At 30.7% G+C, this 18,824-nt stretch carries 23 protein-coding genes and 1 other annotated feature; of the genes, 3 read left to right on the forward strand and 20 right to left on the reverse strand.

All coding sequences use genetic code 11. The features are described from left to right. Positions 1-11 precede the first annotated feature (11 nt). From leuB to DWZ53_RS05875, 11 genes are all read right to left on the reverse strand, one after another. Positions 12-1,094: a 3-isopropylmalate dehydrogenase gene (leuB, locus tag DWZ53_RS05825; protein ID WP_118432758.1), complete on the reverse strand. Its 1,083-nt coding sequence runs from the start codon at positions 1,092-1,094 to the stop codon at positions 12-14. Next, positions 1,094-1,582 carry a 3-isopropylmalate dehydratase small subunit gene (gene leuD / locus DWZ53_RS05830; protein ID WP_118432759.1) on the reverse strand — a complete coding sequence of 163 codons (489 nt, stop codon included), beginning with the start codon at positions 1,580-1,582 and terminating at the stop codon, positions 1,094-1,096. Before leuD ends, leuB begins: the two co-directional genes overlap by 1 nt. Beyond that, positions 1,582-2,856, reverse strand: coding sequence for a 3-isopropylmalate dehydratase large subunit (gene leuC, locus DWZ53_RS05835; protein ID WP_118432760.1), 1,275 nt, complete (start codon positions 2,854-2,856; stop codon positions 1,582-1,584). Before leuC ends, leuD begins: the two co-directional genes overlap by 1 nt. 88 nt (positions 2,857-2,944) lie before the next feature. After that, positions 2,945-3,961 carry a ketol-acid reductoisomerase gene (gene ilvC / locus DWZ53_RS05840; protein ID WP_118432761.1) on the reverse strand — a complete coding sequence of 339 codons (1,017 nt, stop codon included), beginning with the start codon at positions 3,959-3,961 and terminating at the stop codon, positions 2,945-2,947. 104 nt (positions 3,962-4,065) lie between these two features. Further along, positions 4,066-4,560, reverse strand: coding sequence for an acetolactate synthase small subunit (gene ilvN / locus DWZ53_RS05845; RefSeq protein ID WP_118432762.1), 495 nt, complete (start codon positions 4,558-4,560; stop codon positions 4,066-4,068). Positions 4,561-4,574: 14 nt separating this feature from the next. Next, a complete protein-coding gene (leuA, locus tag DWZ53_RS05850; protein ID WP_118432763.1) occupies positions 4,575-6,251 on the reverse strand; it encodes a 2-isopropylmalate synthase in 1,677 nt (558 codons plus the stop codon). A 59-nt stretch (positions 6,252-6,310) separates the two neighbouring features. Continuing rightward, positions 6,311-6,563: a binding site (T-box leader), on the reverse strand. 133 nt (positions 6,564-6,696) lie between these two features. Beyond that, complete coding sequence (locus tag DWZ53_RS05855) at positions 6,697-7,737, reverse strand: D-alanine--D-alanine ligase family protein (protein WP_118432764.1); 1,041 nt, start codon at positions 7,735-7,737, stop codon at positions 6,697-6,699. Between the two features lie 57 nt (positions 7,738-7,794). After that, entirely contained in the window at positions 7,795-8,421 is a 627-nt protein-coding gene (locus tag DWZ53_RS05860; protein WP_118432765.1) for a lysozyme family protein, read from the reverse strand. 2 nt (positions 8,422-8,423) lie between these two features. Next, positions 8,424-9,770, reverse strand: a complete 1,347-nt coding sequence (murF, locus tag DWZ53_RS05865) for a UDP-N-acetylmuramoyl-tripeptide--D-alanyl-D-alanine ligase (protein WP_118432766.1) — start codon at positions 9,768-9,770, stop codon at positions 8,424-8,426. A 12-nt stretch (positions 9,771-9,782) separates the two neighbouring features. Further along, positions 9,783-10,964 carry a DUF5050 domain-containing protein gene (locus DWZ53_RS05870; protein WP_118432767.1) on the reverse strand — a complete coding sequence of 394 codons (1,182 nt, stop codon included), beginning with the start codon at positions 10,962-10,964 and terminating at the stop codon, positions 9,783-9,785. Positions 10,965-11,103: 139 nt separating this feature from the next. Then, positions 11,104-11,571 carry a GNAT family N-acetyltransferase gene (locus DWZ53_RS05875; protein ID WP_158568189.1) on the reverse strand — a complete coding sequence of 156 codons (468 nt, stop codon included), beginning with the start codon at positions 11,569-11,571 and terminating at the stop codon, positions 11,104-11,106. A 162-nt stretch (positions 11,572-11,733) separates the two neighbouring features. Here DWZ53_RS05875 and DWZ53_RS11185 point away from each other — a divergent pair, with 162 nt between their 5' ends. Next, positions 11,734-12,126 (forward strand): hypothetical protein, encoded by a 393-nt coding sequence (locus DWZ53_RS11185; protein ID WP_199589112.1) that lies wholly within the window; start codon positions 11,734-11,736, stop codon positions 12,124-12,126. Between the two features lie 250 nt (positions 12,127-12,376). On the opposite strand, the gene DWZ53_RS05885 is transcribed toward DWZ53_RS11185, so the two are convergent. From DWZ53_RS05885 to rapZ, 4 genes are read right to left on the reverse strand one after another with little or no spacing between them, the layout of a single operon-like run. Beyond that, positions 12,377-12,658 carry a hypothetical protein gene (locus tag DWZ53_RS05885; protein ID WP_118432769.1) on the reverse strand — a complete coding sequence of 94 codons (282 nt, stop codon included), beginning with the start codon at positions 12,656-12,658 and terminating at the stop codon, positions 12,377-12,379. Continuing rightward, positions 12,658-12,876: a helix-turn-helix domain-containing protein gene (locus tag DWZ53_RS05890; protein ID WP_199589114.1), complete on the reverse strand. Its 219-nt coding sequence runs from the start codon at positions 12,874-12,876 to the stop codon at positions 12,658-12,660. Before DWZ53_RS05890 ends, DWZ53_RS05885 begins: the two co-directional genes overlap by 1 nt. After that, positions 12,876-13,826, reverse strand: a complete 951-nt coding sequence (whiA, locus tag DWZ53_RS05895; protein WP_118432771.1) for a DNA-binding protein WhiA — start codon at positions 13,824-13,826, stop codon at positions 12,876-12,878. The genes DWZ53_RS05890 and whiA overlap by 1 nt, the downstream gene beginning before the upstream one ends. Beyond that, positions 13,826-14,674, reverse strand: a complete 849-nt coding sequence (rapZ, locus tag DWZ53_RS05900) for an RNase adapter RapZ (protein ID WP_118432772.1) — start codon at positions 14,672-14,674, stop codon at positions 13,826-13,828. Before rapZ ends, whiA begins: the two co-directional genes overlap by 1 nt. Positions 14,675-14,797: 123 nt before the next feature. Here rapZ and bilS point away from each other — a divergent pair, with 123 nt between their 5' ends. Next, a complete protein-coding gene (bilS, locus tag DWZ53_RS05905) occupies positions 14,798-15,313 on the forward strand; it encodes a flavodoxin family protein BilS (RefSeq protein ID WP_118432773.1) in 516 nt (171 codons plus the stop codon). 130 nt (positions 15,314-15,443) lie between these two features. On the opposite strand, the gene DWZ53_RS05910 is transcribed toward bilS, so the two are convergent. Both DWZ53_RS05910 and DWZ53_RS05915 read right to left on the reverse strand, forming a co-directional pair. Next, positions 15,444-15,716 carry a GNAT family N-acetyltransferase gene (locus tag DWZ53_RS05910; RefSeq protein WP_199589116.1) on the reverse strand — a complete coding sequence of 91 codons (273 nt, stop codon included), beginning with the start codon at positions 15,714-15,716 and terminating at the stop codon, positions 15,444-15,446. 10 nt (positions 15,717-15,726) lie between these two features. Further along, positions 15,727-16,101 (reverse strand): helix-turn-helix domain-containing protein, encoded by a 375-nt coding sequence (locus DWZ53_RS05915; protein ID WP_118432774.1) that lies wholly within the window; start codon positions 16,099-16,101, stop codon positions 15,727-15,729. Between the two features lie 152 nt (positions 16,102-16,253). On the opposite strand from DWZ53_RS05915, the gene DWZ53_RS05920 reads away from it, so the two are divergent. Beyond that, positions 16,254-16,544, forward strand: a complete 291-nt coding sequence (locus DWZ53_RS05920) for a hypothetical protein (RefSeq protein WP_118432775.1) — start codon at positions 16,254-16,256, stop codon at positions 16,542-16,544. 35 nt (positions 16,545-16,579) lie between these two features. On the opposite strand, the gene DWZ53_RS05925 is transcribed toward DWZ53_RS05920, so the two are convergent. The 3 genes from DWZ53_RS05925 to ppaX are packed head-to-tail and all read right to left on the reverse strand — an operon-like array spanning position 16,580 to position 18,820. Continuing rightward, positions 16,580-17,263 (reverse strand): Bax inhibitor-1/YccA family protein, encoded by a 684-nt coding sequence (locus tag DWZ53_RS05925; RefSeq protein WP_158568191.1) that lies wholly within the window; start codon positions 17,261-17,263, stop codon positions 16,580-16,582. Then, positions 17,256-18,179, reverse strand: a complete 924-nt coding sequence (gene trxB / locus DWZ53_RS05930; protein WP_118432777.1) for a thioredoxin-disulfide reductase — start codon at positions 18,177-18,179, stop codon at positions 17,256-17,258. Before trxB ends, DWZ53_RS05925 begins: the two co-directional genes overlap by 8 nt. After that, on the reverse strand, positions 18,173-18,820 hold the full coding sequence (ppaX, locus tag DWZ53_RS05935; protein ID WP_118432778.1) for a pyrophosphatase PpaX: 648 nt from the start codon (positions 18,818-18,820) through the stop codon (positions 18,173-18,175). Before ppaX ends, trxB begins: the two co-directional genes overlap by 7 nt. Between the last annotated feature and the right edge of the window lie 4 nt (positions 18,821-18,824).

Below are 18,824 nucleotides of genomic sequence, written 5' to 3' on the forward strand. Positions count from 1 at the left end.
TGTTCCTCCCTTTATAAATGACTTACAATTAAGTCTCCCATTTCTTTTGTACCAACTAATTTCTTTCCTTCAGACATAATATCAGTTGTACGATATCCTTCTTTTAATACTTTTTCAATTGCATCTTCAATATCTTTCGCTTCTTGATCCAAATCAAAAGAATAACGTAACATCATCGCAGCAGATAAAATAGTCGCAATTGGATTAGCAATATTTTGTCCTGCAATATCAGGAGCACTACCATGACTAGGTTCATACATACCAAATTTATCTTCTCTTAAAGAAGCACTTGATAACATACCGATAGATCCCGTAACCATACTTGCTTCATCAGATAAAATATCACCAAACATATTTTCAGTTAAAATAACATCAAACTGTTTAGGATCTCTTACTAACTGCATCGCACAATTATCAACTAACATATGTTCATATGTTACTTCTGGATAATCTTGAGCTACTTCTTCTATGACTTTACGCCATAAACGAGATGTATCCAAAACATTAGCTTTATCTACACTTGTTACTTTTTTTCTTCTTTTCATTGCAATATCAAAACCACGTTTAGCAATTCTTCTAATTTCAGTTTCACTATAACTCATCGCATCACGTGCTACTAATTGACCATCTTCTTCTTGAGTAGAACGTTTACCAAAATATAAACCTCCAGTAAGTTCTCTCATAATCATCATATCAAATCCACCTTCAGTTAATTCTTCTTTTAGTGGACAAGCCCCTTTTAGTTCATCATATAAATAAGCTGGTCTTAAATTAGCAAATAAGCCTAATTCTTTTCTTATTTTTAATAACCCTGCTTCTGGTCTTAATGAAGGTTCTAATTGATACCAAGGAGAAGTTGATGTATTTCCCCCAATGGCTCCAAGTAAAACACTATCACTATTTTTAGCGATATTTAATGCTTCATCGCTAAGTGGAACCCCATAAGCATCAATAGAACAACCACCCATTAAAATTTCAGTATAATTAAATTGATGATGATATTTATTTCCAATAGCATCTAAGACTTTCATTGCTTCAGTTACAATTTCAGGTCCAATGCCATCTCCTTTAATGACTGCAATATTCTTTTCCATTATTCTACCCCTGTTTTTTTTGAATTTACATAGTTAACCAAACCTTCAACTTCAATCATTTTTTGTAAGAATTCTGGGAAAGGTTGACTTTGATAAGTTTCATTTTTTGTTTTATTAGTAATCACACCAGTTGTAAAATCAACTGTAACTTCATCCCCTGCTTCAATTTTTTGCGCAGCTTCTTTACATTCCATAATTGGAAAACCAATATTAATTGAATTACGATAAAAAATACGAGCAAAGTTTTCAGCAATAACACATTTAACACCTGCTGTTTTTAAACATAAAGGAGCATGTTCACGAGAAGAACCACAACCAAAGTTTTTACCAGCAACAATAATATCCCCTTTTTCTACAGTTTTCGCAAAATCAGGATCAATATCTACCATTGCATGAGTGGCTAGTTCTTGAGCGTCAAACGAATTTAAATAACGTGCAGGAATAATAACGTCTGTATCGACGTTGTCACCATATTTATATATTTTCATTACATTTCACCTACTTTTTCAGGATTTGCGATATATCCAGCGATCGCACTCGCTGCAGCAACTTCTGGAGAAGCTAAATAAATAAGAGCTTCTGTATCTCCCATACGTCCAACAAAGTTACGATTTGTCGTTGAAACACATTTTTCTCCTTTAGCCATAACTCCCATATGACCACCCATACATGGTCCACAACTTGGAGTATTAAAAGCACACCCAGCTTCAACAAAGATTTCTGCTAATCCTTTTTGGATACATTGTAAGAATATTTTTTGAGTTGCTGGCACAACCATAACACGAACATTATCTGCTACTTTTTTACCTTTTAAAATAGCAGCTGCTTTTTCTAAGTCAGATAAACGACCGTTTGTGCATGATCCAATGACAACTTGATCAATATAAATTTTATCCATAGCTTCAATTTCATCAATAGTATGACCATTACCTGGTAAATGAGGAAATGCTACTGTAGGTCTTACTTGACTTAAATCAATTTCAACAACTTCTTCATATTGAGCATCTTCATCTGCTTCAAATACTTCATAAGGTTTTGTTGAATGTTTTTCAATATAAGCTTTAGTTTGTTCATCAACAGGGAAAATACCATTTTTAGCCCCTGCTTCAATCGCCATATTACAAATAGTAAAACGATCATCCATTGTTAAATATTGAATACCTTCACCAACAAATTCCATTGATTTATATAAAGCACCATCAACACCAATCTTATCAATAATATGTAAAATAATATCTTTACCACTTACATACTTTTGTGGTTTACCAGTTAAAACAAATTGAATTGCACTAGGCACTTTAAACCATAATTCACCAGTAGCCATTCCAGTAGCAATATCAGTTGTTCCTACACCTGTAGAAAAAGCACCTAAAGCACCATAAGTACAAGTATGAGAATCAGCACCAATAATACATTCACCCGCTACAACAATTCCTTTTTCTGGTAAAATTGCATGTTCAACACCACATTTACCTTGTTCCATGCGATGAGTTAAACATTGTTTATTAGTAAAATCTAAAATAGCTTTAGAATTTTCAGCTGATTTAATATCTTTATTAGGTGTGAAATGATCAGGTACTAATACTACCTTATCTTTATCAAACACATGGTCAGCCATTTTATCAAAAATTGGAAGTGCCATTGGCCCAGTAATATCATTAGCCATTACAACATCCAATTTAGCTTCAATTAATTGTCCAGCTTCTACATGATCTAATCCTGCATGTTTTGCTAGTATTTTTTGTGTCATTGTCATTGACATTTACATATCCCCCTTTTTAACCTTAGTAGGTTGTAATTAGGGAGTATTGCTACTCCCTAGTTACAACACACTAAGTGTGTTGTTTATATTAGTTGTTGATTAATTGATCTTCATCTGACCAAGAATATAATTTTCTGATTTCTTTACCAACTGTTTCTGATTGATGTTCAGCAGCTAATTTACGCATAGCTTTGAAATGAGCTTGACCACCAGCAGCAGACATATCTAATAAGAAGTCTTTAGCGAATGTACCATCTTGAATATCTTTTAAGATTTGTTTCATAGCTTTCTTAGTATCTTCTGTAATGATCTTAGGTCCAGTAATATAATCACCATATTCAGCAGTATTAGAAATTGAATATCTCATACCTTCGAATCCTGATTGATAAATTAAGTCTACAATTAATTTCATTTCATGAATACATTCAAAGTAAGCATTTCTTGGATCATATCCAGCTTCTACTAATGTTTCAAAACCTGCTTGCATTAATGCACAAACACCACCACATAATACTGCTTGTTCACCAAATAAGTCAGTTTCAGTTTCAGTTCTGAATGTAGTTTCAAGAACACCAGCTCTTGCTCCACCAATTGCAAGGGCATAAGCTAAAGCTAAGTCTTGAGCTTTTCCAGTATAATCTTGTTCAACAGCAATTAAGCAAGGAGTCCCTTTTCCTGCTTGATATTCACTACGTACTGTATGTCCTGGTGCTTTAGGAGCAATCATAGTAACATCTACGTTTTTAGGTGGTACGATTTGTCCAAAGTGAATATTGAAACCATGTGCGAACATTAACATGTTACCTTCTTCAAGGTTTGGTTCAATTGATTCTTTGTATAATTTTGCTTGTAATTCATCATTAATTAAGATCATGATGATATCAGCTTTTTTAGCTGCTTCTGCTGAAGTATAAACTTCAAATCCTTGTTCTTCTGCTTTTTTCCATGATTTTGAACCTTCATATAAACCAATAATGACATGTACACCAGATTCTTTCATGTTTAATGCATGAGCATGTCCTTGAGAACCATACCCAATAACTGCTACAGTTTTACCATCTAATAATGATAAATCACAATCTGCTTCGTAAAAAATTTTAGCCATTTTTTCATCCCCCATATAATTTCTTTGTGACTTTTTGAAGTTCATATGTTTCCATATGGGCCGCTAAGGCGACTTTTAGTTTCCAAGGCTCACTTCCAAACCAATTATTTATCAACATGACTAAGACCACGTTTCATACCGGATAATCCAGTACGTACGATCTCAGTTACATTGAATCCATCTAACATTGCAAGTAATCCTTCAATCTTTGATGCATCTCCAGTTACTTCAATGATTAATGATGTCGGTGCGACATCAATAATACGAGCTCTAAAAATATCAACGATTGATACAATTGAAGCTCTTTGTGCTTCATCAGCTTCTACTTTAATCATGACTAATTCACGATATACGGAATCAGCAGGATCAAGTGGAAAGATTTCAAGCACTTCAACCAGTTTACCTAGTTGTTTTTGAATCTGACTTAGAATTTGTTCGTCACCTACAGCGACAACTGTCATTCTTGATATTCCAGGTTGATTTGTTTTACCAACCGATAAACTGTCAATTCCATAACCTCTACGGCTAAATAAACCAGCAACACGGCTTAATACACCTGGGTTATTTTCTACTAATAAAGATAATACTAAACGATTCATGATAGCCTCCTTTATTATTTCAAACGTGCATGAATACGGTTCATTGCTGAAATAATTGCTTTAATTGTTGCTGTTGTAATATTTGGATGAACACCAACACCGTATTCTTGAATTGCACTTCCTTTAACTCTTAAATAAACATATGCTGCCGCTTTAGAACTAGATCCTGAAGTTAAAGCATGTTCACTATAATCTAATAAATGTGTATAAACATAACCATTTGCATTAAAAGCATCTTTTACAGCATCGATTGGTCCATTACCATAACCCACAACTGTTTTAATTTCACCATGATCTTTTAATGTAATTTCAGCACGTCTTTCAAATTCATCATTTTCATCACTAATATCAATTAATTTTTGTTTAATAAAAGCATAAGGTTCTTCATTATCAACATATTCTTCAATAAAAGTATCATAAACTCTTTCTGGTGATACTTCACCTTCTTCTTCAGAAATATCTTGAATGACTTTAGCAAAATCAACTTGTAATCCTTTTGGTAAATGGTAACCATACATACTTTCCATAACGAAAGCAACGCCACCTTTACCAGATTGAGAATTAATACGAACGATTGGTTCATATTGACGTCCTAAATCACTAGGATCAATTGGTAAATAAGGAACTTCCCAAGTTGTTTGATGTCTTTCTTGCATTGCATGCATTCCTTTATTAATCGCATCTTGATGACTTCCAGAGAAAGCTGTAAAGACTAATTGACCTACATAAGGATGACGAGGTGGCACTTCCATCTTCGTACATTTTTCATAAACAGTTTTAATATGATTCATATTGGATAAATCAAGTTCTGGATCAACCCCTTGAGTAAACATATTTAATGCAATATTAGCGATATCGACATTTCCAGTTCTTTCACCATTACCAAATAATGTTCCTTCAACACGATCAGCTCCAGCCATTATTCCAAGTTCACTTGCTGCCACACCACAACCTCTATCATTGTGTGTATGTAATGATAAAATAACACGATCACGATTTGTAAAATGTGTTGCCATCCATTCAATTTGATCTGCATACACATTAGGTGTTGACATTTCTACTGTTGATGGTAAGTTAATAATCACTTTATTTTCAGGAGTTGCACCCCATTCATCCATCACAGCTTCACATACTTCTAATGCATAATCTAATTCAGTTCCCGTAAAGCTTTCTGGAGAATATTCTAGAATGACTTTTCCATCAAATTCTTTAGATAATTCTTTAACTAAACGAACACCTTCAATAGCGATTTGTTTAATTTCTTCTTTTCCTTTATGGAAAACAACATCTCTTTGTAAAGTTGATGTTGAATTATAAACATGGACGATTGCTTTATCTAATCCTTTTAATGCTTCAAATGTTTTTCTAATTAAATGTTCTCTTGCTTGAGTTAACACTTGAACTGTTACATCATCAGGAATTAAATGTTCATCAATTAAAATTCTTAAAAAATCATATTCTATTTGACTAGAAGAAGGAAAACCAACTTCTATTTCTTTAAATCCCATATCAACTAAGAGTTGAAACATTTCCACTTTTTCTTCAATTTTCATTGGTGTAATAAGTGCTTGATTCCCGTCACGTAAATCAACTGATACCCATGTAGGCGCTTTATCAATTGTTTTGTTAGGCCATGTACGTTCATCAAATTTGATTGGTTCAAATCTCTTATACTTTTGATAATTCATCATTTTCTTTCTTCCTCCTATTTTTATAAAAAAAACTCTCGTGTTCAAAATAGCCTTGCTATTTTGAGGACGAGAGCATCATGACTTCGTGGTTCCACCTCATTTTATTAATAAATCACTTTATTAACCTCATTGAGTACGCTACATATGTAGTCCATACTCTTGCGTGTTAACGGTCGCATGCCGTAGCCACCTACTTTAAGTTCAGCGCTCCACTCAAGGATGAGTTCAATAATCATCAAACGATTCTTTCCACCAGCCAGAACCTCTCTTTGCTTCAACGTATTATTTACTAGTTCCTATCGAAGTATTTGTTTTATTGATTGACTATTATGTTAGTCTTTTTTCTTGATAAAGTCAACCCTTTTAACTAAGAAATTGTGTTAATTTTTGCACAATCTTTAGTAGCATCCAAATTCATTTATTAATATTTAGGATTACCATAAAATTATCTATCAAACGCTAAAAGAATAACACGATCTAATAATTCACTATAACTAATACCAAAATCATTCATTAATTGAGGATACATAGAAATCTTAGTAAATCCAGGTAAAGTATTAATTTCATTTAAATAAATTTGATTTGTTTTCTTATCTAAAAAGAAATCTACCCTTGATAAACCATGTCCATCTACAGCTTTAAATACTTTCAAAGCATAGTCTCTAATTTTTTCCTGGATATTTTGATCTACTAAAGCTGGAATACATGTCTTACTTTCAGCATCTTCATATTTTGATTCAAAAGTATAGAATTCTCCATGAGGCATAATTTGTCCAACACGAGAAACAATTGGATCATCGTTACCTAATACTGCTGTTTCAAGTTCAATACAATCTACACATTCTTCAACAACAATATGACGATCATATTTTGCAGCGTCTAATAATTTGCTCATTAAATCGGCTTGTTTATCTACACGATAGCATCCTACACTCGAACCTGAGCGGCTTGCTTTAATAAAGCATGGAAAACCAAGTTCTTCTTTAATTGTTGTTTCAACATCTTTAATTTCATTAAATTGATGATCAACAACCACTAAATCACCATCATATCTCTTTTTAATATATAAAGATTTAACTTGAGGAATCCCTACAGTTTCTAAAATCTTTTTAGTATAAATCTTATCCATTGATACAGCTGAAGCTAAAACACGACATCCTACATAAGGAAGATTTGCTAATTCAAATAAACCTTGAATTGTTCCATCTTCACCATAAGCTCCATGTAAAACAGGAAAAGCAACATCTTGTTGTTTTAATAAATCAAATACTTGATCAATCTTTGTTGCACGATCCAACCAACTATCTTGACTTAAATCAGGAATATCTAAAGGTAATTGATACCAAGTTCCATCTTTATCAATTCCCACTAAAGTCACATCATATTTATCTTTATTTAAATTATTTAATACTGAAGTACAAGACATACGTGAAACAATATGTTCACTTGATTGTCCCCCACAAATAACAATTAATTTTTGTTTCATCTTATTCTCCTTTTCATTTCACTTGAATTATACTCTTAAACCATCAACATTCAATCATTAATGATATAATTCCAACCAATCATCTACAAATGACGTATCTTGATAGTAACGTAAAACATGATAAACATACTTACTATCTCCATATACACTCACATTTTTTTCTTGTTTACACTTATTAGAAAAATCTATTGCATTTTGATATGTATACTTACCACCATGAAGATTAACATAGTATATATATCCAACCCCATAATTATATCCTTGTAAAGCTAAATAAATTTTATTTTTATCATCTAGCGATGTTACTTTGGCCTTCTTTAAACATTTAGCAAAATATTTAACTCCCACTTGAATTGAATACTCTGGTTCTGTAATCGCATTAGGCTTCTTTTCATACTGTTGGTTAAATTCACACTCACTAGATTGCATAGGATCAAGACCATTACCCCCTGATTCTTGCATCATCATGGCTTCTAATAAAGTTACATACTCTTCAATTTGATTTTGTTTAGCATATTTTGTCAGTGTATCATGATACGCTGATACTTCAGAAGAAACTAAATCATTTTCTACTTTTAAATGTTCTTCAATTAACTGATAAAAAGAAAAAGCAAATAAACCTAACAAACAAATAATAAGAATAAAGAAGGGTTGTTTTTTTAAACGCAGTTTTTTCTTTTTCATGATTATCCCTTCATCAAGGCATCAACAATTTCTTTTAAATGCATACCATGACTTCCTTTTAATAAAACAATATCTTTTTCTTCTAGTTCTTCCTTTAAAAAAGCAAGTAATGCTTCATTATCATCAAAACAATAAACTTCCTTCATACCTTGTTTTAATGCTTCTTCTCCAATATAATGGGCTTCTTTCCCTACACAAGCTAGAACATCAATATGATGATCAACAACACTCTTACCAACTTGACGATGTAAAGATTCACTATAATCACCTAATTCTAACATATCTGCAAGAACTGCAATTTTTCTTCTTTGATAACGTGATAACACGGCAAGGCTAGAAATCATGGAGTCAACATTAGCGTTATAAGTCCCATCAATTAAAGTCACCCCATGATCAATATTAATCACATCCATACGATTTTTAGTTAACACAAAATCTGCAAGTCCTTTTTGTATCGCTGCTACATCAATATCTAAAGCTCTTCCTATCGCTATGGCAATCAACGCATTACTGACATTATGTTCACCTTGAACATTTAAATGAAAATGTTCTAATTGACCGTCAATCATCACATCAAAATCACTATCATTTTCATTTAAAACAACATTTTTTAGACAATATTGATCTTCATCTTGATGTCCACAGCGAATCACATTCATATTTTCTAATGATACTGTATGCAACATATCATTATCATCATTAATAACTAAAGAACTCCCCTCTTTCATTCCATCAACAATCTCTAATTTTGCTTTTAAAATATTTTCTCTACTTCCAAGTTCTCCAATATGAGCTGTACCAACATTCGTAATACAAGCAATATCAGGTCTAGCAATATAAGATAAACGAGACATTTCTTTTAAATGATTCATTCCCATTTCTAAAACCATCACTTCTTCATTTACATAACGAAGAATAGTAAGCGGTAAACCTATTTCATTATTATAATTTCCTTCTGTTTTTAAAGTGTGATATTTTTGTTTAATCACACTGTAAATCATATCTCTTGTACTTGTTTTTCCAACACTTCCAGTCACCCCAACAACTTTAACTGGTCGATGTTCTCTTAAATATATAGCCATATCCTTTAAAGCCTGCATCGTATCTTGAACACGAATTACAATTTTGTCTGGATAACTTACATCTTTATGACTAATAATCGCATCAGCCCCAGTATCAAAGGCACTTTCAATAAAATCATGACCATCAAAGCGTTCTCCTTTTAAGGGAATATACATGCCACCTTGTGCCATTTGACGACTATCTTGGCTAAAGAAAGTAATATCCTGGTTTATATTTCCCGACACTAATGTTCCTTTTGTTGCTTCTACTATTTCATATACATACATCTTGATTCTCCTTTAAAAATCTCTTGCATCATCAAATTTATTCACCGCTTGAGATTGTTTTAATTCTTTAATTGTTCCTTTTTCATCCACTAATAAAGTCATAGTTTTATTGTCTTGATAACTATCAATGATGATATCTTGTCCAATAACTTCCAATGATGTCACCATGCCTTTATAAAATGTAGTTTGTTTATGACTATCTAACGATAATCTTTGAATTCCTTGATTATTAACAAACAATAAATCATCTTGATAAATTTGAACCAGTGAACCTGTCTTTACTAACTGTTTAACTTGATGATCTTTCTTTGATATTTGAATAATACCGTCACCTGTAGCAACAAATAATTGGTTTTGATTCATTGTGAGAGTTTCACATTCTTCTTGATCATAAATAGTTTGACTATTTTGTCCGTCTAAATCCATCACTTTTAAAGTATTCTTTTTATCAACTGGTGATAAATAATATAATTTTTGATTCTTTTCATCAATCATTAAATCATAAGATACTTCATTATTTAATTTATGATCTTCTTCACTCTTTAAGTCATAACAATAAATACTTTCGTTATCTTGATCTTTTTGATAGTACAATTTATCTTGATAAATAACCGGATAATAAATCTTTTCTTGAATCAATTTCTTCTCTTTTGTTTTTAAATTATAACAATAATAATTATAATCTTGATCACAATAATATAATTCTTGATCAACTAACGTTAAATACCCCTCACAATCATCTAAAACTAATTCTTTATTTTCTAAATGATGATCTAAGCGATATAATGATTGATTCATGACATAATATAAATAATTTTTATCTTTAGCAACATGTCCACCATATTGATTATTACAATAATAACTTTCTCTTGAATAATTTCCTTTTAAAGTTATTCCTGTTTGATTAGACACACGTAAGGGATGACTTTGCATATAAGTCACTAATCCTAAAGCAAGAAAAATACATAATAGTGAAACAATCCAAACTTTAGGCTTTTTCCAATACCCAGCATAAGGATCAACTTGCTTAGAAACCACCTCTTGTTTTGTTTTACACAATGGGCATATCGTTGCATCTTTTGCGATAGCAACCCCACAGTGTATACAAGATTTGTATTTTTGAATCTTTTGACCACAATTTGGACAAAAGACCATATCCTCTTTTAATTCACATTGACAATTTGAACATTTCATACGACCACTCCTAGCGTCTCCATTTTACCATAACCATCATCTAAAAAGAATGGTCAAATGTAATGACTAAGTCAGTATATAAAATATAATTCCTCTTTTTTATTCATTATTACCAATATTAGTCATAAAAATAAGGAAATTATACATTGTTTGGATAATAAACCAAATAATTATCTTTTTTATTAAACCCCAGTTTTACATACATTTCCATGCCTTCATTTGAACTGTTCAAACATATCATGCCAACATCTCTTTGATAATGACTTATTAAATAATGAATCATATATCGACCTATTCCTTGATGTCGATATGATTTTTCTACCCATACATTGGTAATTTGACCAACTTTTCCCATCATATTTTCATTGCTTGGTAGAATGTGATAATAATAAATTGTTGCCGTAGCCATAATTTTATTTAAATGATAACCTACCAGCGTATGACATTCACCATTTTCAATTTTATGACTATAAAAGTTTTTAATATTTTCTATTGTTTCTTGACTTATCTTCTTATTGGAATACATATTTAGATCTTTTATTCTCAGTTGAACCAATAAATCTAGATGATCATTATTTAATAATTTATAAGTGATTTGATCTTTCATATTTATATCTTCTTTCATATATTTTCTATGATTTAATTTTAACACATTGCAACTTGTTTCTTTCTATAATCATTTTTGTATCGAAATTAAATCAACAAAATATATTATTCAATAAAAACATGAGTTTAATTGACCTTATCATGAATAGTTGATATAATCTTTTTGCAAAGAAAGTATACCGCTGACCAATATGCGGAATATAAATGGTTGGGGCGTAAGTGTACCGCTGACCAATATGCGGAATATAAATGGTTGGGGTGTAAGTGTAAGTTCTTCACTCAAAGTGAAGGACTTTTTTTATATTCAAAAGGAGAATTCAATATGATTAAATCTGGTTTTTATATAATAAAAGATAGTTTCTTTGAAAAAATGTCTGATCCATATCTCAAAGGGAATAAAAAACAAAATAGACCTCATTACTATTGTTTAAAAGAAGAAGATAATGAAATATATTGGATGATTCCTTTATCAAGTAAAATTCACAAGTATAAAAAAATCATTAATTTGAAAGAAAAAGAAGGAAAAAATGTGATATTCTTCATATCACTATGCTAGACAATGATAAAGAAAGTGTTTTTCTTATTCAAGATATGTTTCCTATTACTGAAAAATATATAGAACGCAAGTATACAATAGCAGGGAATCATTTGATTTTATAAAGTGAGCATCAAATAAGAATAATTGATAAAAAGGCAAAAAGAGTAAAAAACATGTTAATGCGAGGTGTTAAATTCATGCCAACACAAGTCGATGTCATAAAAATATATAACACATTAAAAAAGGAACAAAGTCATCACTTTGTTCCTTAATCATCTTCTTTTTCTGTATAGTTTACGTCAATAATATCATCGCTTCCTGAACGATAAGCTTCTCCTGATTGATAAGCTCTTTTCTTTTCTTCAGCTTGTCTTTCAAATTCTCTGTTATATTCATCCATCACTTTTTGATAAAAATGACGTTTAATCATTGAATAAATAAACAAGATAGCAACAATAATCCATGTAATTGGACTAAACAATAAATGGAATATTAAACTTAATACAATAACTATTACAGCTACAATTAAAATAACTTCATATAATGGCATTATTCGTCCTCCTTAAAATCAAATAACTCTTTTATACTTACTTGTAATCCTTTTGCTAATTTTTCTATTGCCTGTAATGATATATTTCTCGTTCCTCGTTCAACATCAGAAATATAATTTTTTGATAAACCACACCGAAAGGATAATTCTTCTTGGGAAATATTCTGGTTATTTCTTATATCTTTAAGACGTTGACCAAACTTTACTTCCACTTTCATTATTCATTCTCCATTTTTAATAACTTTTGGGCTTCATCACTGATCTTTTTAAAACGATGATGCAATCCTGATTTACTAATTGTTTGTCCCGTTTCTTGAAAGTAGACATCACATAATTCATTTAAAGATAAATCCGGATGTGCTCTACGAATTAAAGCTACCGATCTTGTTTTTTCGTCTAGCATATCAATACCCATAAACATATCTACAATATTAATATCTTCTAATTGTTTATTTGATGAAGCCATTGTTTTGACTTCATTAGCTATATCACAATTATTCCAACGATTCACTGTATTAGACATATTACGATCAATTCTTGTACTTTCAAAAGTAAGCACGGACTGGCTGGCACCAATTGCTCTTAGAAAATCACCTATTTTTTCTGATGATTTTAAATAAACAACATACTTATTTCTTCTTTTTATCATTTTGGCATTTAAATCAAAATGATTCATTAAATCTTTAATATAAGTTGCATATTCTTCTTCATTAACAGACATTTCTAAATGATAATTTGAAGTTTCAGGATTATTCACCGATCCACTTGATAAAAAGACTCCTGCAAGAAAAGCTCTTTGACAACATTCTTTAGAAAGAATCTTTTGACTAGGAATAAGATGAAAACCTAAACCATTCATTAATCCTAAATCATCCAATATTTCTCTTGCTTTCGTTACTTTTAATTTATAAACATTATTTTTTTGTAACTTCATTTTACGAGAAACCATGAATTCAATACTAGGATGATACAGTTCTTTTAACATTTTATGAACTTTTGATGCAATTTTAGCATTTTCTGTTCTAATCGTAAGCAATAAGCCTTGATTTGATAAAGATAAATTCCCATTAATTTTAATTATAGAACTTAATAACGCCTTTTGACAGCATTCATCAAAATCATTAAAAACCACTTCTTCTTTAACTTGTCTAGCAAAAGAAACTTTCATTAATGATCAGCATCTCGATGCAAACGATGAACTTGATAGATTTGGCTATAATGATCAGCAAAATAATTAGTTAAACTTACTGAACGGTGTTGTCCACCGGTACAACCAATTCCGATAATTAAATGCATCTTTCCTTCTTTTTCATATTCAGCTAATAAATAATCTAGTAAATCTAGCATTTTTGTGATAAAGACTTGGGTTTCTGGTTTATCAATAACATAATCATAAACTGCTTTATCATTACCTGTAAGTGGTCTTAATTCTTCTATATAAAATGGATTTGGTAAAAATCTTACATCAAATAATAAATCTGCATCTTTAGGAACCCCATATTTATATCCAAATGATACAAAACTAATACGGAAAGGATCTACAGACTTTTGATTAAAATAATTTTCAATCGTATTTTGTAATTTAGCTTTTTTTAATTTAGTAGTATCAATAGTAAAGTTAGCTAATCTCATGATTGGATTAGCAATCTTACGTTCAAATTCTATAGCTTCCATTAAACTAGATGCTTTATTTCCAATTAAAATAGGATGACATCTTCTTGTTTCCTTATATCTTTTTAAGATAACTTCATCATCACAATCTAAAAAAACAACTGATAAATGAATCCAATCCACATTTGATAAAATGCGAATAGCCTTTGTAGCATCATCAAGACTAACAGCCATTGCCGTCTTTTGATACTTGGCACATTGTTGAATCATTTCAGCAAATTCAGTTAAAAGTGCTACTGGATAATTATCTATACAACGATAAGCCATATTTTCAAATACAGCCATTGCAGTTGTCTTCCCTGCTCCTGACATTCCTGTCACAATCACAATTTCATTTTGATCCATGATTTCACACCCTTTCTTCACACCTATTCTATCAAAAAACTATATATTTTAAAAACAAAACTTATTTTTATTTTCATCACATTTTTATTTTTGTTATAATAAATAAAAAAGGTGGTATCAATCATGAAAATAGCAATTATATACGATAGTCTTACTGGTAATACCAAGATGTTAGCTCTACATATTGAAATGACTTGTCAAAATGAAGAAATCGTTTATATCGGTAAGCCAAAAGAAATCCATGCTGATTTATATTTTATTGGTAGTTGGACAGATAAAGGAAATTGTAGTGAATCTATTCAACAGTATGTAAAAACCTTAGATAATAAAAAAATTGTCTATTTTGCAACATGCGGTTTTGGGGGTTCACAAACATATTTTGACCAATTAAAACAACGTTTTAAACAAATACTTCCTGCTTCTACTACCCTTGTTGACTGTTTTATTTGTCAAGGAAAGATGCCAGAATCTGTTAAACAACGTTATCTCTCATTATTAAAAAAGAATCCTGATAATCAACAATTACAACTCGCATTAAATAACTTTGAACAAGCTTTATCACATCCTGATCAACAAGACTTAAACAATCTACAAAATCTTACATTACAAATTATTCATCAAGTAAAAAATCCACAGTAGTGGATTTTTTATTTATTACATATTTGCATAGCCACGCCATCTTCCATAATTTTAAAACCAAATTTTTGATAAAATAAAGCATTTTTACTTTCTTCTGGCATGACTTCTATATATAAATAATCTTTATATTTTATTTTACCATTTTGATCATTTTTCCAGCAATTCCCTGTCCTTGGTAATCAGGATGAACTAACACATAATGAATATATGCCAACATTTCACTATCATCTAAAACCCGAACCAACCCTACTAAACGTGCTTGATCCCCTACTGTAATAACTGTTGATGAATGCATTAATGCTTTATATAAACGTTTTGGATAATTACCTGACAGCCAATTAATAGATAAAAATAAATCTTGAACTTGTTTTTCGTTAAATATCTTTTCTTCTGTATATTTCATAACTTCCCCTTTATTTATAATCACACCTTTGACATTGTATCATTGTATGTTCATTGTCTTCTTTATAAAAAGCTCCTGCCCATTTACAAATGCTTTGCAAGATAGGTACAACTGATTTTCCATAATCAGTCAACGAATATTCTACTCTTGGTGGAATTTCATCATAAGATTTTCTTAATACAATTTGATTTTGAATTAATTGTTTTAAAGTTGAAGCCAAAACAGCATCTGTAATATTGCCCATTTCTTTACGAATTTGACTATAGCGTAAAGTCCCAGTTGTTGCTAGAACACAAATAATTCGTGAATTCCATTTACCCCCAAAGATTTCTAACCCATATTCTAATGGACAACGAATATCTCTTTCCAATTTTTTTTGATACATTATGTCTCTCCCTTTTCTTTGTTTATTATATTTAATCCTCTTTTTTTCTACAAGTTACTATGAAATTTAATAGTTACTTATAAATTTGCTTATATCTTATCAACTCATAGCCACTTTTCTATAATAAGTATAGATTAAAGGAGGAAATAAAAATGAAAGTTAAAGCATACTTACAAAGCACAATGTATATTGAGGAAGAAAAGCGACCTGATGCCGCAAAGGTTTATCAAGATTACCGTGAACCTTTCTTAAAAACAATTAAAGGAGCGCTTACTAAAGACCTATTAATTCGTCAAGAAGATATCCAAGTATTGCATGGCTTTGATAGCGTAGAAAACGCTCAAGCATACTTATCAAGTGAATTGTTTAAAAATGATGTCTTTGTTGGATTACAACCATTATGGTCAAAAGATCCTGAAGTTAAAATTTATACTGTCGCATAAATAAATAATCACACTACAATGTAGTGTGCTTATTTTTAATTTTCTTTACCTAATAATTGTAAGATATCTAAGAAGATGTTAACGAAATCTAGATATAATGTAAATGCACCATAAATACTAAGTTTAGTAAGCATTTCATTGTTGGATTGCGCTTGATAATAAAATTGAATTGCTTTTTGCATATCATAAGCCGTAATTCCTGCAAATAACACTAAAGAGATAAGTGGTAATAGTAAAGAACTTATACCTAAATTAAATATCATCGCAATAATACTAAAAATAACATAAACAAATAAACCTGTATAACAGATTGTTCCAATCTTTGTTAGATCTTTTTTTAACACTGTTCCAACAATAACTAATACTCCAAAATAAATAGCTGCTACTAAGAAAGCTAATGTTACTGACATTGCAGTATAACAACTAATAACAATCGAAAAAGTCATTCCGGTAAGAACAGAATAAGCGATATATAAAAACTTCACCGTCGATGCTTTCATTGAAAGTAAGTGTCTAGCAATTCTTACTGCCACAAACAATTGTAAAACAATCGCAATTAAAGGAATTAATCCAGCATCATATACAAATGATGTTCTTTCTAAACCAAATGCTGTTAGAAAAGTAATCGCTACACCTAAAACCATCCATTTAAAAATATTATTAACATAATGTTGGATAGAAATAGATTGATCTTCTACATATTCATAAGTATCATTCATCTTCATTTCCTTCTTTCTTTAAATTTGAAATATATTGTCCAGCAATTGCTCCATCATTAACCGCTGTTACAACTTGTCTTAATGTCTTTTCTCTTACATCTCCCGCAGCAAAGATTCCTTTTACTTTTGTTTCCATATGTTCATCAGTAGGAATATAGCCTTGTTCATTCGTAATTTTTAAATCATCTACAAAATCAGTAATTGGATCTAATCCAATAAAAGGAAAAATACCTGTTACCTTTAACTGTTCTTTTTCTAAAGTTTCATTATTTTGAATAACTAATCCAGCAACTTTTTTATTTTCCTGTAATATTTGAAAAGGACTATGCTTTAGATGTACTTTTATTTTATCATCTTTTAAAACTCTATCAACAATAATTTGATCCGCTCTAAAAACATCTCTTCTTACAATCAAATGAACTTGCTTACAGATCGTAGCCAAATATAATGATTCTTCTAATGCTGAATTACCACCACCAATAACCGCTACTTCTTCATCTTTAAAGAAAGGTCCATCACAAACAGCACAATAAGAAATTCCTCTTCCTGTTAGTTCTTCTTCATGCTCAAGATTCATCTTTCTTTCCTTTGTTCCTGATGCTATCAAAACATACTTTGTCTGATAAGTTTCATCATGACATTTCACTTCTTTATAACTTCCATAATCAATGACTTTTTCTACAATTCCATATGTTTGTTTTCCACCAAAGCTTAATGCTTGTTCATACATTTGGTAAGCCAGCTGTGGTCCGGCGACACACTCTTGTCCAGGATAATTTTCAATCTGTGCCGAAACATTCAATTTTCCACCTGGTGCTCCTTGATCTAATACAAGTACTTCTAACCCAGCCCGACTAGCATATAAACATGCAGCTAATCCAGCAGGTCCAGCGCCAATAATAACTAAATCTAACATTGTTCATCCTCCTTTATATAAGGTATAATTTCTTTCATTTGATCAATTAATAAATCTGGATTTAATTGTGCCATCGCGTCATATCCTTTAGGTGACCACTTTACTCCTATTGTTTTGACACCTGCTCGTTTTCCAGCTTCAATATCGGTTGTATTATCCCCAATATAATAAGCTTTATTAACTTTTAATAATTCCATTGCTTTTAAAATACCTTCAGGATCCGGTTTTTCATGTTTTACACGATCACGACCAATAACGACATCAATGTAATCATCTAAATGAAAGAGTTGAATCCCTACATCTGCCGATTCTTTCATCTTTGTTGTTACGATAGCTAATGGATAACCTTCACTTTTTAAATATTGAAGTGTATCTATCACGGTAGGATAAGGATAAACAAAATCTTCATGATGAGTTAAATTATATTCTTGATAGCATTGAATAGCTTCATCAACCTTATTTTCTGGTAAATACTTAGAAAAAGTCTTTTTTAAAGAAGGTCCTAAAAATGATAATATTTCTTCTTCACTTAAAGTATAATCAGGCATCATTTTAGCGAATACACGAATAAATGATTCTCTAATTAATTCATCTGTATATAATAATGTTCCATCTAAATCAAATATAACTGCTGGTTTCATACAA

Origin of the sequence: Coprobacillus sp. AF33-1AC (assembly GCF_003475785.1) — a bacterium.
In the GTDB taxonomy this organism is placed as follows: Bacteria; Bacillota_I; Bacilli_A; order Erysipelotrichales; family Coprobacillaceae; genus Faecalibacillus.